Genomic DNA, 15,400 nt, shown 5'->3' with positions numbered 1-15,400 from the left:
GCCCGACATGACGTGACGGTGCCAATGGACGTTTCTTACCTGCTCGACAGCCTTAATGACAAACAGCGTGACGCGGTTGCCGCCTCGCGCACCAACCTGCTGGTGCTGGCTGGAGCGGGCAGTGGTAAGACGCGCGTGCTGGTTCACCGTATCGCCTGGCTGCAGAGCGTGGAAAACTGCTCGCCGTACTCCATTATGGCGGTCACGTTCACCAACAAGGCGGCGGCGGAGATGCGCCACCGCATCGCGCAGCTGATGGGCACCAGCCAGGGCGGCATGTGGGTCGGTACCTTCCACGGTCTGGCGCACCGCCTGCTGCGTGCGCACCACATGGACGCCAACCTGCCGCAGGATTTCCAGATCCTCGACAGCGAAGACCAGCTCCGTCTGCTGAAGCGCCTGATCAAGGCGATGAACCTCGATGAGAAGCAGTGGCCGCCGCGTCAGGCGATGTGGTACATCAACGGCCAGAAAGACGAAGGGCTGCGCCCGCATCACATTCAGAGCTTCGGCAACCCGGTCGAGCAGACCTGGCAGAACGTCTACAAGGCCTATCAGGAAGCGTGCGATCGCGCCGGCCTGGTGGATTTTGCCGAGCTGCTGCTGCGCGCCCACGAGCTGTGGCTCAACAAGCCGCACATCCTGCAGCACTACCGTGAACGCTTCACCAATATCCTGGTGGACGAATTCCAGGATACCAACAACATCCAGTACGCGTGGATCCGCCTGCTGGCCGGTGATACCGGCAAGGTAATGATCGTGGGCGATGATGACCAGTCGATCTACGGCTGGCGCGGGGCGCAGGTGGAGAACATCCAGCGCTTCCTCAACGATTTCCCCGGCGCGGAAACTATCCGTCTGGAGCAGAACTACCGCTCAACCAGCAACATTCTGAGCGCGGCCAACGCCCTGATTGAGAACAACAACGGGCGTCTGGGTAAAAAGCTGTGGACCGACGGCGTCGACGGCGAACCGATTTCGATTTACTGCGCGTTTAACGAACTCGACGAAGCGCGCTTCGTGGTCAACCGCATCAAAACCTGGCAGGACAACGGCGGCGCGCTGGAGCAGTGCGCCATTCTCTATCGCAGCAACGCCCAGTCGCGCGTGCTGGAAGAGGCGCTGCTGCAGGTGGGCATGCCGTACCGCATTTACGGCGGCATGCGCTTCTTCGAACGCCAGGAAATCAAAGATGCGCTCTCGTATCTGCGTCTGATTGCCAACCGTAACGACGACGCGGCGTTTGAACGCGTGGTGAACACCCCAACCCGCGGGATTGGCGACCGTACGCTGGACGTGGTGCGTCAGGCCTCGCGCGACCGCCAGCTGACGCTGTGGCAGGCGTGCCGCGAGCTGCTGCAGGAAAAGGCCCTTGCCGGACGCGCAGCCAGCGCCCTGCAGCGCTTCCTTGAGCTGATTGACGCCCTGGCGCAGGAAACCGCCGACATGCCGCTGCACGTGCAGACCGACCGGGTGATTAAAGACTCGGGCCTGCGCACCATGTACGAGCAGGAAAAAGGCGAGAAGGGCCAGACCCGAATCGAGAACTTAGAGGAGCTGGTCACGGCAACGCGCCAGTTCAGCTACAACGAAGAAGACGAAGATCTGATGCCGCTGCAGGCGTTCCTCTCTCACGCCGCGCTGGAAGCGGGGGAAGGGCAGGCGGACACCTGGCAGGATGCGGTTCAGCTCATGACCCTGCACTCCGCCAAAGGTCTGGAGTTTCCGCAGGTGTTCATCGTTGGCATGGAAGAAGGGATGTTCCCGAGCCAGATGTCGCTGGATGAGGGCGGGCGTCTGGAAGAGGAGCGTCGTCTGGCCTACGTGGGTGTGACGCGTGCGATGCAAAAGCTAACGCTGACCTACGCCGAAACCCGCCGTCTGTACGGTAAAGAGGTCTATCACCGTCCGTCGCGCTTTATCGGTGAACTGCCGGAAGAGTGCGTGGAGGAGGTACGTCTGCGGGCGAGCATCAGCCGCCCGGTCAGCCATCAGCGCATGGGCTCGCCGATTGCGGAAACCGACACCGGCTACAAGCTGGGCCAGCGCGTGCGCCATTCGAAGTTTGGCGAAGGTACCATTGTGAATCTGGAAGGCAGCGGCGAGCACAGCCGCCTGCAGGTGGCGTTCCAGGGGCAGGGGATCAAATGGCTGGTGGCGGCCTACGCGAAGCTGGAAACAGTCTAACATTCAGAAAAATATCATTATTTTGCAATAATCTGCTAGCCTTATACAGTGAAGGTCAATTAATGCCCTTCAGCGTTCCGTTGCGTGTTGACGCCACAGTTATAGCTGGCGTAACATGCGCGCACGATTACGCTAAGAGGACATTCGCCTTGGACACACCCAGTAGATACTGGCTCAATTCCCTGTCATCCAGGAACAACTCCTAAGGCTATCTCCTCTTGCTGATGGCCTTAGTGGTTGTCAGCGACTGCTCTATTCCCGTCGCGCTGAGTCAGGCTGTTTAATGGTCTGAAACCCAATTTGTTTCTGTGTGCCCACCGAACTGTCCGATATTTTTTGCATTGGGAGTCCCGGTCATGTTGAGCGCATTTCAACTCGAAAATAACCGACTGACTCGGCTTGAAGCCGAAGAGTCACAGCCCCTCATTGATGCCGTATGGGTGGATCTGGTCGAGCCGGACGACGATGAGCGCCTTCGCGTACAATCTGAGCTAGGGCAAAGCCTGGCAACGCGCCCGGAACTGGAAGACATCGAAGCATCCGCGCGTTTTTTTGAAGACGAAGACGGTCTGCACATTCACTCCTTCTTCTTCTTTGAAGATGCCGAAGACCACGCGGGTAACTCCACCGTGGCGTTTACCATTCGCGACGGTCGTCTGTTTACCCTGCGCGAACGTGAGCTGCCGGCATTCCGTCTCTACCGCATGCGCGCCCGCAGCCAGGCGATGGTAGACGGCAACGCGTACGAACTGCTGCTCGATCTGTTCGAGACCAAAATTGAACAGCTGGCGGATGAAATTGAAAACATCTACAGCGATCTGGAAAAGCTGAGCCGGGTGATCATGGAAGGCCATCAGGGCGACGAATATGACGAAGCGTTGTCCACGCTGGCAGAGCTGGAAGATATCGGCTGGAAGGTGCGTTTGTGTCTGATGGATACCCAGCGCGCGCTGAACTTCCTGGTGCGCAAGGCGCGTCTGCCGGGCGGTCAGCTGGAGCAGGCGCGTGAGATCTTACGAGATATCGAGTCCCTGCTGCCGCACAACGAATCTCTGTTCCAGAAGGTCAACTTCCTGATGCAGGCGGCGATGGGCTTTATCAACATCGAGCAGAACCGCATCATCAAGATCTTCTCGGTGGTGTCCGTGGTGTTCCTGCCGCCGACGCTGGTGGCCTCCAGCTACGGGATGAACTTCGAGTTTATGCCGGAGCTGAAGTGGAGCTTTGGTTACCCGGGGGCGATTATCTTTATGATCCTCGCGGGCCTGGCGCCGTATCTGTACTTTAAGCGTCGTAACTGGCTTTAAGAATCCGCCCGGTGGCGCTACGCTTACCGGGCCTACAGATCCTGTAGGCCGGATAAGGCGCAGCCGCCATCCGGCAAAAAGGCACTACAGCCCTTTACGCACTCTGCGTTGGGTATAAATCGCATCCGCAACGAAAATCGCCAGCGCTACCCAGATAAAGGCGAACGTCACCATCTTATCTGCCCCCGGCACTTCGCCGTAGAACACCACTGCCAGCAGGAACATCAGCGTCGGGCCAATGTACTGGAAGAAGCCCAGAGTGGAGAGACGCAGGCGCGTCGCTGCACCGGTGAAGCACAGCAGTGGGATGGTAGTTACCACGCCCGCCGCCATCAGCATCAGGTTCAGCGACCACGGGTTGCTGCCCATATGGCTGGTTGGACTGTCGGCGATGCCGAAGAGATAAATCGCCGCCACCGGCAGCAGCCAGAGGGTTTCAAACAGCATCCCCGTCTGCGCTTCCACCGCAATCTTCTTGCGAACCAGGCCGTAGAAGGCAAAGCTGAACGCCAGACCGAGGGCGATAATCGGCAGCGAGCCGAATGTCCACAGCTGCACCAGCACGCCGCAGAAGGCCAGAATCACCGCTAACCACTGCATACGACGGAAGCGTTCGCCGAGGAAAATCATCCCCAGCACAATATTCACCAGCGGGTTAATAAAGTATCCCAGGCTCGCCTCGAGCATGTGATGGTTATTCACTGCCCAGATAAACAGCAGCCAGTTACCACCAATCAGCACGGCAGAGAGTGCCAGCAGGAAGATCTTCTTCGGGGTCTGCAGTAGCGTTTTGACGCCCGACCACTGACGGCTGAGGCTCATCAGCGCAATCATAAAGAAGAACGACCAGATGACGCGGTGAGTGAGGATCTCGTCAGCCGGAACGTAGGCGATAAGCTTGAAGTACGCCGGGGCGATACCCCAAATAAAATAAGCGGCAAGGGCGAGTAAAACGCCCTGCCGCGTCTGTTTAGCATCCATCGGGAAAATCCGTTACAAAAAAGTGAATCAATTTTACCCGATTTTCCCGCCTCAACCCACCATATAAGTGGCGGTTGCGCTGGCGATATAAACCTGTTCTTCGTTGTGTAACTCAACGCGCGCCACGGCGACTTTATTCCCTGCGCGCAGCAGGCTGCTGGTACAGGTAAAGCGATTTCCGCGCCCCGGACGAAGATAGTCGACGCGTAAATCAATGGTGCCCATGCGCGCCAGACGCTGGCGAAGCTCGTCTTCGTTAATGGTGTCATGGCGCGTCAGCGTACTGCCCACGCAGACCAGACCTGCCGCCACGTCCAGCGCGGAGGCAATCACCCCGCCGTGCAAAATACTTTGCGCCCAGTTCCCTACCATCATCGGCTGGTTGTTGAAGCTCAGTTGGGCAAAGTCCTTCTCGTAACGCTCCAGCTCCAGTCCCAGCGCGCGGTTAAACGGCATATGGTAAACAAAAATCTCGCCCACGAGTTTTAACACTTCTTCGGCGGTAAGCATGGCTGACATGAGGCATCACATCCTTATTGTTAACGAAATGTTGATTTTATGCCTCAGCAACGAGGAATGCCACTTTCAGAAACGAGGATGCAGCAGTTGTCGCAGAAGTCTGTAGAATGTTCGCCACATAACTATTCAATCAATTTTACTCTTTTGCAGGAGAACACCACCGATGCGGACGTATCTGGCCTGGTTACTGGCGGCGGTTTCGCTGCCCCTCACAGCCTATGCGCAGGAAGCGACAATCAAAGAGGTGCACGATAAGCCTGCCGTTCACGGTAGCATTATCGCGAACCTTCTTCAGGAGCATGACAATCCGTTCACGCTCTATCCGTATGACACCAACTACGTGATTTATACCCAGACCAGCGATCTCAACAAAGAGGCGATAAGCTCCTATAACTGGTCTGATAATGCGCGTAAAGATGAGGTGAAGTTCCAGCTCAGCCTCGCCTTCCCGTTCTGGCGCGGCATTCTGGGGCCGAACTCGGTGTTTGGTGCCTCTTATACGCAGAAGTCCTGGTGGCAGCTCTCTAACAGCGGGGAATCCTCACCGTTCCGCGAAACCAACTATGAGCCGCAGCTGTTCCTCGGCTTCGCAACGGATTATGAATTTGCCGGCTGGACGCTGCGCGACGTCGAAGTGGGCTTTAACCATGATTCTAACGGCCGTTCCGATCCGACATCCCGTAGCTGGAACCGCGCCTATACGCGCCTGATGGCGCAGAACGGTAACTGGATGGTGGAAGTGAAGCCGTGGTATGTGGTCGGCAGCACGGATGACAACCCGGACATCACCAAATACATGGGCTACTACCAGCTTAAAGTCGGTTACCAGCTAGGTGATGCCGTGCTGAGTGCGAAAGGCCAGTACAACTGGAACACCGGCTACGGCGGTGCGGAAGTGGGCTTAAGCTATCCGGTAAGCAAGCATGTTCGCCTTTATACGCAAGTCTACAGCGGCTACGGCGAGTCGCTTATCGATTACAACTTCAACCAGACCCGCGTCGGCGTGGGCGTGATGCTGAACGATATTCTCTAGGTTGCTCGAATGTTTTTGCGTTAAACGTTGAAGTTTCTCTCTCAGGCGCTGAAAATAGCGCCTGTTTCATTTCAGGCATATGGGGTTAATGTGGCGCAGGCGGAAGTATTGAATCAGGAGTCGCTGGCTAAACAGGTTTTGCATGAAACCTTTGGCTACCAGCAGTTCCGCCCTGGTCAGGAAACCATCATTGAAACGGTGCTGGAAGGCCGTGACTGCCTGGTGGTGATGCCGACCGGCGGCGGTAAATCCCTCTGTTATCAGGTGCCCGCGCTGGTGCTTAACGGCCTGACGGTCGTGGTATCCCCGCTTATTTCGCTAATGAAAGACCAGGTTGACCAACTGCTCGCCAACGGCGTGGCGGCGGCCTGCCTTAACTCGACCCAAACCCGGGAGCAGCAGCAAGAGGTGATGGCCGGGTGCCGCACCGGGCAGATCCGTTTGCTGTATATCGCGCCGGAACGCCTGATGCTGGATAACTTCCTCGACCATCTCGCGCACTGGAATCCGGTCCTGCTGGCGGTGGATGAAGCGCACTGTATTTCCCAGTGGGGACACGATTTCCGCCCGGAATACGCCGCCCTCGGCCAGCTGCGTCAGCGCTTCCCCGAGCTGCCATTTATGGCGCTTACCGCCACGGCAGATGACACCACCCGTCTGGATATCGTTCGTCTGCTGGGGCTAAACGACCCCTATATTCAGGTCAGCAGCTTCGACCGCCCCAACATCCGCTACATGCTGATGGAAAAATTCAAGCCGCTGGATCAGCTCCTGCGCTACGTCCAGGAGCAGCGCGGCAAGTCCGGCATCATCTACTGCAACAGTCGTGCGAAGGTGGAAGACACCGCCGCGCGGCTGCAAAACCGCGGCTTTAGCGCCGCCGCCTATCACGCCGGGTTAGAGAACCACATCCGCGCCGACGTGCAGGAGAAATTCCAGCGCGATGATCTGCAGATCGTGGTTGCGACGGTGGCGTTCGGGATGGGCATCAACAAGCCGAACGTGCGCTTTGTGGTGCACTTCGACATTCCGCGCAATATCGAATCCTACTATCAGGAAACTGGCCGCGCCGGGCGTGACGGCCTGCCTGCGGAAGCGATGCTGTTTTACGATCCGGCCGATATGGCGTGGCTGCGCCGCTGTCTGGAGGAAAAACCGCAGGGGCAGTTGCAGGATATCGAACGCCACAAGCTCAACGCGATGGGCGCGTTTGCCGAAGCGCAAACCTGCCGTCGTCTGGTGCTGCTCAACTACTTTGGCGAAGGGCGACAGGAGCCGTGCGGTAACTGCGATATCTGCCTGGATCCGCCGAAACAGTACGATGGTTTGATGGACGCACGTAAGGCACTCTCGACCATTTACCGCGTGAACCAGCGCTTCGGGATGGGCTACGTGGTGGAGGTGCTGCGCGGTGCCAACAACCAGCGTATCCGCGATATGGGCCACGACAAGCTGCCTGTCTACGGTATTGGCAAGGACCAGAGCCACGAGCACTGGGTCAGCATTATTCGTCAGCTGATCCACCTCGGCTTTGCCACACAGAACATTGCTCAGCACTCCGCGCTACAGCTGACCGAAGCGGCGCGTCCGGTCCTGCGCGGTGACGTTGAACTGAAGCTCGCCGTGCCGCGCGTGGTCGCCCTCAAGCCGCGGGTGATGCAAAAATCGTACGGCGGCAACTACGACCGCAAGCTGTTCGCCAAACTGCGCAAGCTGCGTAAAGCCATCGCCGATGAAGAGAATATCCCGCCTTACGTGGTGTTCAACGACGCGACCCTGATTGAGATGGCCGAGCAGATGCCGCTCAGCGCCAGCGAAATGCTCAGCGTCAACGGCGTCGGCACGCGCAAGCTGGAGCGCTTCGGTAAAGAGTTTATGGCGCTCATCCGTTCTCACGCCGACGGTGATGATGAGGAGTAGTCAGCCGGGCGAAAAAGTGCCAGGATGATGACTCACTGAATTATTTCCCCGCGAGTTAATTATGTTGATGCTATTTCTCACCGTGGCGTTAGTGCACATTGTTGCGCTGATGAGCCCGGGACCTGACTTTTTCTTCGTGTCACAAACGGCCGTCAGCCGCTCCCGCAAAGAGGCGATGATGGGCGTGCTCGGTATCACCATGGGCGTTATGGTCTGGGCGGCCGTTGCGCTGCTCGGTCTGAACCTGATCCTGGCGAAGATGGCCTGGCTGCATAACATCATTATGGTCGGCGGCGGGCTGTACCTGTGCTGGATGGGCTACCAGATGCTGCGCGGGGCGCTGAAGAAAGAAGAGAAAAAACCGGAAGAGCCAAAGGTAGAGCTGGCAACGGGCGGCCGCAGCTTTGTAAAAGGGCTGCTGACCAACCTGGCGAACCCGAAAGCGATTATCTATTTCGGCTCCGTGTTCTCGCTGTTTGTGGGTGATAGCGTCGGTGCGGGCGCACGCTGGGGTATCTTCCTGCTGATCGTTGTGGAAACCTTTGCCTGGTTTACCATCGTGGCCAGCCTGTTTGCCTTACCGGCGATGCGCCGTGGCTACCAGCGTATCGCGAAGTGGATTGACGGCTTCGCCGGCGCGCTGTTCGCCGGCTTCGGCATTCATCTTATTATTTCTCGCTAAGCATGACGCGCTGACGCAAGCAGCGCGCCAACCAGCATGAACAGCGAACCAAAGACTTTATTCAGGGCCTTCATCTGCTTAGGCCCTTTAATCCACGCCGCAATCCGCTGCGCCAGCGTCGCGTAACCAATCATTACGATGATATCGACAATAATGGTGGTCGCGCCCAGCACCACGTACTGCATCACCTGGGGCTGATGTGGCACGATAAACTGCGGGAACAGCGCGGCGAGGAACACAATGCTTTTCGGGTTGGTCAGGTTGACGAACACCGCGCGCTTAAACAGATGACCGCGGTTTTGCGTCTGCGCGAGCGTGTTCAGGTTGATGGAGCCTGCCGCGCGCCACTGCTGGATGCCGAGCCAAATCAGATACGCCGCCCCGGCCCATTTCAGCACTTCAAAGGCCAGCACGGAGCGGGAGAACAGGGTCCCCAGACCAATCCCGACCAGCACGATATGAATGCCCAGCCCGGTCTGCAAACCGGCAATGGATGCCGCCGCACCGCGATAGCCGTGGTTGATGGAGGTGGTCATGGTGTTAATGGCGCCCGAGCCCGGTGAAAGGCTAAGGATGATGGATGTCAGCAGGTAAGCGAACCACCACTCGAAGGTCATTTGAAACTCCCGAAACGTCTGTTTTTATGCCACAATACGCTATTGTTGAGTCATTTTGTGACCGGTTACGAAAAAACGATATTCCTTGGCTTAGGTGAGTAGAAACCCGATGTTTCAGCAGAAAAAGGACTGGGAAACACGAGAAAACGCATTTGCTGCTTTCTCCATGGGGCCGCTGACCGATTTCTGGCGCCAGCGTGAGGAAGATGCGTTTACGGGCGTCGGGGGCATCCCGGTGCGCTTCGTTCGTTTCCGTAATGAAAAAAATGATCGGGTCATCGTGGTCTGCCCGGGGCGTATTGAAAGCTACGTTAAATACGCCGAACTGGCCTACGACCTGGTCCATATGGGGTTCGATGTGCTGATCATCGACCACCGTGGACAGGGGCTGTCCGGGCGCATGCTTCCGGACACGCACCGTGGGCACGTCGATCGCTTCAGCGATTACGTCGACGATTTTGCCGCGTTCTGGCAGCAGGAAGTTCAGCCCGGTCCCTGGCGTAAGCGATACATTCTTGCGCACTCCATGGGGGGCGCGATATCGACGCTGTTTTTGCAGCGTTATGAACACCAGTGCGATGCGATTGCGCTGACCGCGCCGATGTACGGTATCGTCATACGTTTCCCGGACTGGATGGTGCGCCATCTTCTTGACTGGGCTGAGGGCCATCAGCGCATTCGTGAAGGCTATGCCATCGGAACCGGACGCTGGCGCGCGCTGCCGTTCGCCATCAACGTCTTAACCCACAGTCGGCAGCGTTATCGCCGTAACCTGCGCTTTTATGCCGATGAACCACGCTTACGCGTCGGCGGCCCGACCTGGCACTGGGTGCGGGAAGGTATTCTGGCCGGTGAGCAGGTGCTGGCAGGCGTGGGCGATGATGACACGCCAACGCTTCTGATCCAGGCGGAAGAAGAGCGTGTGGTGGATAACCGCATGCATGACCGCTATTGTGAACTGCGCGCCGCCGCCGGTCACCCCTGCGAAGGGGGAAAACCGCTGGTCATCAACGGCGCTTACCATGAGATCCTTTTCGAAAAGGACGCTATGCGCTCAGTCGCGCTCAACGCCATTGTTGAATTTTTCAACAGGCATAATTGATTATCGTTTTCCACCAGAGGTTGAAATCCCTATGTACCAGGTTGTTGCATCTGATTTAGATGGCACGCTGCTTTCCCCTGACCACACCCTGTCGCCTTACGCGAAAGAGACCCTAAAGCTGCTGACGGCACGGGGCGTGAACTTTGTGTTTGCCACCGGCCGCCACCATGTCGACGTGGGGCAGATCCGCGATAATCTTGAGATCAAATCGTACATGATCACCTCCAACGGTGCGCGCGTGCATGATACCGACGGCAACCTGATCTTCACCCACAACCTGGATCGCGATATTGCCGCCGATCTGTTTGGCGTGGTGCACAACAACCCGGCTATCGTCACCAACGTTTACCGTGACGACGACTGGTTCATGAACCGCCACCGTCCGGATGAAATGCGTTTCTTTAAAGAAGCGGTATTTAACTACTCCCTGTACGAGCCGGGCCTTCTTGAGCCAGAGGGGATCAGTAAGGTGTTCTTCACCTGCGACAGCCACGAAGAACTGCTCCCGCTGGAACAGGCGATCAATGCCCGCTGGGGCGATCGCGTTAACGTCAGCTTCTCAACGCTCACCTGTCTGGAAGTGATGGCGGGAGGTGTCTCCAAAGGCCACGCCCTGGAAGCGGTCGCGAAACGTCTGGGCTTCGAGCTGAAAGACTGTATCGCCTTTGGTGACGGCATGAACGATGCCGAAATGCTGTCGATGGCGGGCAAGGGCTGCATCATGCAGAACGCGCATCAGCGTCTGAAAGATCTGCACCCGGAGCTGGAGGTGATTGGTTCTAACGCTGACAACGCGGTACCGAAATACCTGCGCAAGCTGTTCCTTGAATAATCTTCATTTGATTGTTTATTGCTCAGATGTCAACTAAAGAGTTCGCTACAATGCCTGTCCTTCTTTCTGAGAGACAAGCATTGTGGCGCTACTCATTATCACCACTATCCTGTGGGCCTTCTCCTTTAGCCTGATTGGCGAATACCTTGCCGGTTCAGTCGACAGCTACTTCTCGGTGCTGATGCGCGTAGGGCTGGCGGCGCTGGTGTTCCTGCCGTTTCTGCGCACGCGCGGACAGTCGCTGAAAACGATTGTGCTGTACATGCTGGTGGGGGCGATGCAGCTCGGCATCATGTACCTGTTCAGCTTCCGGGCTTACGTCTATCTGTCTGTCTCGGAATTCCTGCTCTTTACCGTGCTGACGCCGCTCTACATCACGCTGATTTACGATCTGCTGAGTAAACGCCGTCTGCGCTGGGGATACCTGCTGAGCGCGGCGCTGGCGGTGATCGGCGCGGCGATTATTCGCTACGACAAAGTGAGCGATCACTTCTGGACCGGGCTGATGTTCGTCCAGCTCGCCAATATCAGTTTCGCCATTGGCATGGTGGGCTACAAACGCCTGATGGAAACCCGTCCGATGCCGCAGCATAACGCGTTCGCCTGGTTCTACATGGGGGCCGCGATGGTCGCGGTGGCGGCGTGGTTTATGCTCGGTAACCCACAAAAGCTGCCGACTACCCCTGTGCAGTGGGGCGTGCTGATCTGGCTGGGCGTCGTGGCTTCCGGGTTGGGGTACTTCATGTGGAATTACGGCGCGACGCAAGTCGACGCCGGTACGCTGGGGATCATGAACAACGTACATGTTCCGGCAGGGTTGTTGGTCAACCTTGCCATCTGGCAGCAACAGCCGCACTGGCCGAGCTTCCTTATTGGGGGAGCGGTGATCCTGGCTTCGCTGTGGGTCCATCGCCGCTGGGTCGCTCCGCGCTCCGCACAAACGGAAGATGGTCGCACGCGTGGTTCCGCGCTGAGCGAATAAACGCCTCCGTAATCGGCTGACGCTGCTCACCATCGCGTACGGCGGCGTACAGCCGGCTCCACAGTCCTTCACCCAGGGTTTTGGTCACCACCAGACCCTGGCGTTCAAAGCTCTCTACCACCCAGTGCGGCAGCGCCGCGATACCCATTCTGGCCGCCACCATCTGAATCAACAGCAGGGTGTTATCCACGCTTTTCAGCTGCGGACTGATGCCCGCGGGCTGCAGGAAGTGTCGCCAGATATCCAGACGACTGCGCTGAACCGGGTAAATCAGCAGCGTTTCCGTCGCCAGGTCCTCTGGCGTGATGCGCGTTTTGGCCGCCAGCGGATGATCCGGCGCCAGTACCAGGCGTACTTCATAATCAAACATCGGCGAATAGTGCAGGCCGCTGCGCGGCAGAATATCGGACGTCATCACCAGATCCAGCTCGCCCTGCTGCAGCGAGGGCTGCGGGTCGAACGTCACGCCGGATTTAAAGTCCATCTCCACCTGCGGCCATTTCTGGCGGAAGTTCTCAAGCGCGGGGGTCAGCCACTGAATACAGCTATGGCACTCAATGGCGATACGCAGCGTGGTCTGCTGCGGTTCGTTACACGCCTGGAGCGCGCTGGCGATCTGCGGCAGGACCTGATTCGCCAGCTGCAACAGGATCTCGCCCTGGGGCGTAAAGCGCAGCGGCTGGCTCTTGCGCACAAAAAGACGGAAGCCGAGGCGTTGTTCCAGATCGCTGAACTGGTGAGAAAGGGCGGACTGGGTCTGGTGCAGCGTGGCCGCCGCCGCCGCGAGCGAGCCGCAGTTCCGCAACGCTTGTAGCGTTTTCAGGTGTTTTATCTCGATCATGAAAGTCCTTCACTTCGCCATGAACATTTTGCGCTTGAGGAATATACAGTACCTGCCAATTATAGATGTGTAAACATCTGGACGTCTAAATAACGAATTTCATAAGGGGCACACCATGACAATCCGCAATCACACTCTCGGTTTCCCTCGCGTTGGCCTGCGTCGCGAGCTGAAAAAAGCGCAAGAAAGTTACTGGGCGGGTAACGCCACCCGTGAAGAACTGCTGGCGGTGGGACGCGAGCTGCGCGCCCGTCACTGGGATCAGCAAAAACAGGCGGGGATTGACCTGCTGCCGGTGGGCGATTTCGCCTGGTACGACCATGTTCTGACGACCAGCCTGCTGCTTGGCAACGTGCCGGCTCGTCATCAGAACAAAGATGGATCGGTAGATATCGATACTCTGTTCCGCATCGGCCGTGGCCGTGCGCCAACGGGTGAGCCAGCGGCAGCGGCGGAAATGACTAAATGGTTTAACACTAACTATCACTATATGGTGCCGGAGTTCGTAAAGGGTCAGCAGTTCAGGCTGACCTGGACGCAGCTTCTGGATGAAGTGGACGAAGCGCTGGCGCTGGGCCACCAGGTGAAACCCGTGCTGCTTGGGCCAGTCACGTACCTGTGGCTGGGTAAAGTAAAAGGCGAGCAATTTGACCGGCTCAGCCTGCTGAAGGATATTCTGCCGGTCTATAAACAGGTGCTGATTGAGTTGGGCAAGCGCGGCATTCAGTGGGTGCAAATCGACGAGCCGGCGCTGGTGCTCGAACTGCCCAAGGTTTGGCTTGATGCTTTCAAACCGGCATATGACGCGCTGGTGGGGCAGGTGAAGCTGCTGCTGACCACCTATTTTGAGGGCGTCACGCCGAACCTGAACACCATTACCGCGTTGCCGGTTCAGGGCCTGCACGTTGACCTGGTTCACGGCAAAGACGATGTAGCGGAACTGCACAAGCGACTGCCTGCAGACTGGCTGCTCTCCGCGGGTCTGGTTAACGGTCGTAACGTCTGGCGCGCCGATCTGACCGAGAAATACGCGCAGATTAAGGACATCGTCGGCAAACGTGAGCTGTGGGTGGCCTCGTCCTGCTCCCTGCTGCACAGCCCGATCGATCTGAGCGTGGAAACCCGTCTTGATGCTGAGGTGAAAAGCTGGTTTGCCTTCGCCCTGCAAAAATGTGAAGAGCTGGCGCTGCTGCGCGATGCGCTGAACAGCGGCGACACGGTGGCGATCAGCGCATGGAGCGCGCCGATCCAGGCACGTCGTCACTCGGCGCGCGTGCATAACCCGGCGGTGGAAAAACGCCTGGCGGCCATCACCGTCCAGGACAGCCAGCGTCAGAGCCCATATGAGGTGCGCGCCGAAGCGCAGCGTGCCCGCTTCAACCTGCCTGCGTGGCCGACCACCACCATCGGTTCCTTCCCACAAACCACCGAAATCCGTGGCCTGCGTCTGGACTTCAAAAAGGGCAACCTGGATGCGAATCACTACCGCACCGGTATCGCCGAACACATCAAGCAGGCGATTATCGAGCAGGAGCGGCTGGGGCTGGACGTACTGGTGCACGGTGAGGCCGAGCGTAACGACATGGTGGAGTACTTCGGTGAGCATCTCGACGGCTTTGTGTTTACCCAGAATGGCTGGGTGCAGAGCTACGGCTCCCGCTGCGTGAAGCCGCCGGTGGTGATCGGCGACGTCAGCCGTCCGGAAGCGATCACCGTGGAGTGGGCGAAATACGCGCAGTCTCTGACCGACAAGCCGGTGAAAGGTATGCTCACCGGTCCGGTGACCATTCTTTGCTGGTCCTTCCCGCGCGAAGACGTCACCCGTGAAACCATCGCGAAGCAAATCGCGCTGGCGCTGCGTGATGAAGTGGCAGATCTGGAAGCTGCAGGCATAGGCATCATCCAGATTGACGAACCGGCCCTGCGCGAAGGTCTGCCGCTGCGCCGCAGCGACTGGGGTGCCTACCTGAAGTGGGGCGTGGAGGCATTCCGCATCAACGCCGCGGTGGCGAAGGACGACACGCAGATCCACACCCACATGTGTTACTGCGAATTTAACGACATCATGGATTCGATTGCCGCGCTGGACGCTGACGTGATCACCATTGAGACGTCGCGCTCAGACATGGAGCTGCTGGAATCGTTCGAAGAGTTCGAGTACCCGAACGAAATCGGACCGGGCGTGTATGACATTCACTCCCCGAACGTGCCGAGCGTGGAGTGGATTGAAGCCTTGCTGAAAAAAGCGGCTCAGCGCATTCCGGCTGAGCGCCTGTGGGTGAACCCGGACTGCGGCCTGAAAACCCGCGGCTGGCCGGAAACCCGCGCCGCGCTGGCGAATATGGTGAAGGCAGCACAGAATTTGCGTCAGGCATAATTGTGACGCGCGATGGCCGG

The 15,400-nt window shown here is 58.0% G+C and carries 14 protein-coding genes; 10 read left to right on the top strand and 4 right to left on the bottom strand.

Annotated features, from left to right (window positions below):
• Positions 1-24 precede the first annotated feature (24 nt).
• The 3 genes from uvrD to corA all read left to right on the top strand — a co-directional run bounded on the left by uvrD (position 25) and on the right by corA (position 3,494).
• Complete coding sequence (gene uvrD, locus ACMGGU_RS20485) at positions 25-2,187, top strand: DNA helicase II (protein ID WP_021242849.1); 2,163 nt, start codon at positions 25-27, stop codon at positions 2,185-2,187.
• 149 nt (positions 2,188-2,336) lie between these two features.
• Complete coding sequence (gene ysgD, locus ACMGGU_RS20480) at positions 2,337-2,393, top strand: YsgD/CorL family protein (protein ID WP_212743980.1); 57 nt, start codon at positions 2,337-2,339, stop codon at positions 2,391-2,393.
• A 150-nt stretch (positions 2,394-2,543) separates the two neighbouring features.
• A complete protein-coding gene (gene corA, locus ACMGGU_RS20475) occupies positions 2,544-3,494 on the top strand; it encodes a magnesium/cobalt transporter CorA (RefSeq protein ID WP_008501540.1) in 951 nt (316 codons plus the stop codon).
• 84 nt (positions 3,495-3,578) lie between these two features.
• Here the strand turns inward: corA and rarD are convergent, their stop codons facing one another.
• Both rarD and yigI read right to left on the bottom strand, forming a co-directional pair.
• Positions 3,579-4,475, bottom strand: coding sequence for an EamA family transporter RarD (gene rarD, locus ACMGGU_RS20470; protein WP_045909225.1), 897 nt, complete (start codon positions 4,473-4,475; stop codon positions 3,579-3,581).
• Between the two features lie 51 nt (positions 4,476-4,526).
• Entirely contained in the window at positions 4,527-4,994 is a 468-nt protein-coding gene (yigI, locus tag ACMGGU_RS20465) for an acyl-CoA thioesterase YigI (protein WP_008501538.1), read from the bottom strand.
• 163 nt (positions 4,995-5,157) lie between these two features.
• Here yigI and pldA point away from each other — a divergent pair, with 163 nt between their 5' ends.
• From pldA to rhtC, 3 genes are all read left to right on the top strand, one after another.
• Positions 5,158-6,027 carry a phospholipase A gene (pldA, locus tag ACMGGU_RS20460; RefSeq protein ID WP_023615553.1) on the top strand — a complete coding sequence of 290 codons (870 nt, stop codon included), beginning with the start codon at positions 5,158-5,160 and terminating at the stop codon, positions 6,025-6,027.
• Positions 6,028-6,117: 90 nt separating this feature from the next.
• The gene (recQ, locus tag ACMGGU_RS20455; protein ID WP_032644788.1) at positions 6,118-7,947 is read left to right on the top strand and encodes an ATP-dependent DNA helicase RecQ; all 1,830 of its coding nucleotides are present in this window, start codon (positions 6,118-6,120) and stop codon (positions 7,945-7,947) included.
• Positions 7,948-8,008: 61 nt separating this feature from the next.
• Positions 8,009-8,629 carry a threonine export protein RhtC gene (gene rhtC / locus ACMGGU_RS20450; RefSeq protein WP_010426287.1) on the top strand — a complete coding sequence of 207 codons (621 nt, stop codon included), beginning with the start codon at positions 8,009-8,011 and terminating at the stop codon, positions 8,627-8,629.
• On the opposite strand, the gene rhtB is transcribed toward rhtC, so the two are convergent.
• Entirely contained in the window at positions 8,626-9,246 is a 621-nt protein-coding gene (gene rhtB / locus ACMGGU_RS20445) for a homoserine/homoserine lactone efflux protein (RefSeq protein WP_008501533.1), read from the bottom strand. The genes rhtC and rhtB overlap by 4 nt on opposite strands.
• A gap of 109 nt (positions 9,247-9,355) precedes the next feature.
• On the opposite strand from rhtB, the gene pldB reads away from it, so the two are divergent.
• From pldB to ACMGGU_RS20430, 3 genes are all read left to right on the top strand, one after another.
• A complete protein-coding gene (gene pldB / locus ACMGGU_RS20440) occupies positions 9,356-10,348 on the top strand; it encodes a lysophospholipase L2 (RefSeq protein ID WP_045417641.1) in 993 nt (330 codons plus the stop codon).
• Positions 10,349-10,379: 31 nt separating this feature from the next.
• The gene (gene yigL / locus ACMGGU_RS20435; RefSeq protein ID WP_021242854.1) at positions 10,380-11,180 is read left to right on the top strand and encodes a sugar/pyridoxal phosphate phosphatase YigL; all 801 of its coding nucleotides are present in this window, start codon (positions 10,380-10,382) and stop codon (positions 11,178-11,180) included.
• An 82-nt stretch (positions 11,181-11,262) separates the two neighbouring features.
• Positions 11,263-12,162 carry a carboxylate/amino acid/amine transporter gene (locus tag ACMGGU_RS20430; RefSeq protein WP_045909224.1) on the top strand — a complete coding sequence of 300 codons (900 nt, stop codon included), beginning with the start codon at positions 11,263-11,265 and terminating at the stop codon, positions 12,160-12,162.
• Here the strand turns inward: ACMGGU_RS20430 and metR are convergent.
• Entirely contained in the window at positions 12,050-13,003 is a 954-nt protein-coding gene (gene metR / locus ACMGGU_RS20425) for an HTH-type transcriptional regulator MetR (protein ID WP_024907993.1), read from the bottom strand. The genes ACMGGU_RS20430 and metR overlap by 113 nt on opposite strands.
• 115 nt (positions 13,004-13,118) lie before the next feature.
• Between metR and metE the strand changes: the two genes are divergently transcribed.
• A complete protein-coding gene (metE, locus tag ACMGGU_RS20420; RefSeq protein ID WP_420300869.1) occupies positions 13,119-15,380 on the top strand; it encodes a 5-methyltetrahydropteroyltriglutamate--homocysteine S-methyltransferase in 2,262 nt (753 codons plus the stop codon).
• Positions 15,381-15,400: the final 20 nt, after the last annotated feature.

Origin of the sequence: Enterobacter sp. BNK-8 (assembly GCF_048685095.1) — a bacterium.
GTDB lineage: Bacteria > Pseudomonadota > Gammaproteobacteria > Enterobacterales > Enterobacteriaceae > Enterobacter > Enterobacter quasiroggenkampii.
The sequence above is the reverse complement of the archived record's forward strand: the minus strand, read 5'-3'. Positions and strand labels throughout refer to the sequence as shown.

Bases quoted from the DNA above. Each gene is read 5' to 3' on its own strand.
- rhtB (WP_008501533.1), bottom strand. From the start codon at position 9,246: ATGACCTTCGAGTGGTGGTTCGCTTACCTGCTGACATCCATCATCCTT.
- yigL (WP_021242854.1), top strand. From the start codon at position 10,380: ATGTACCAGGTTGTTGCATCTGATTTAGATGGCACGCTGCTTTCCCCT.
- metE (WP_420300869.1), top strand. From the start codon at position 13,119: ATGACAATCCGCAATCACACTCTCGGTTTCCCTCGCGTTGGCCTGCGT.
- corA (WP_008501540.1), top strand. From the start codon at position 2,544: ATGTTGAGCGCATTTCAACTCGAAAATAACCGACTGACTCGGCTTGAA.
- metR (WP_024907993.1), bottom strand. From the start codon at position 13,003: ATGATCGAGATAAAACACCTGAAAACGCTACAAGCGTTGCGGAACTGC.
- rhtC (WP_010426287.1), top strand. From the start codon at position 8,009: ATGTTGATGCTATTTCTCACCGTGGCGTTAGTGCACATTGTTGCGCTG.
- uvrD (WP_021242849.1), top strand. From the start codon at position 25: ATGGACGTTTCTTACCTGCTCGACAGCCTTAATGACAAACAGCGTGAC.
- pldB (WP_045417641.1), top strand. From the start codon at position 9,356: ATGTTTCAGCAGAAAAAGGACTGGGAAACACGAGAAAACGCATTTGCT.
- rarD (WP_045909225.1), bottom strand. From the start codon at position 4,475: ATGGATGCTAAACAGACGCGGCAGGGCGTTTTACTCGCCCTTGCCGCT.
- yigI (WP_008501538.1), bottom strand. From the start codon at position 4,994: ATGTCAGCCATGCTTACCGCCGAAGAAGTGTTAAAACTCGTGGGCGAG.
- pldA (WP_023615553.1), top strand. From the start codon at position 5,158: ATGCGGACGTATCTGGCCTGGTTACTGGCGGCGGTTTCGCTGCCCCTC.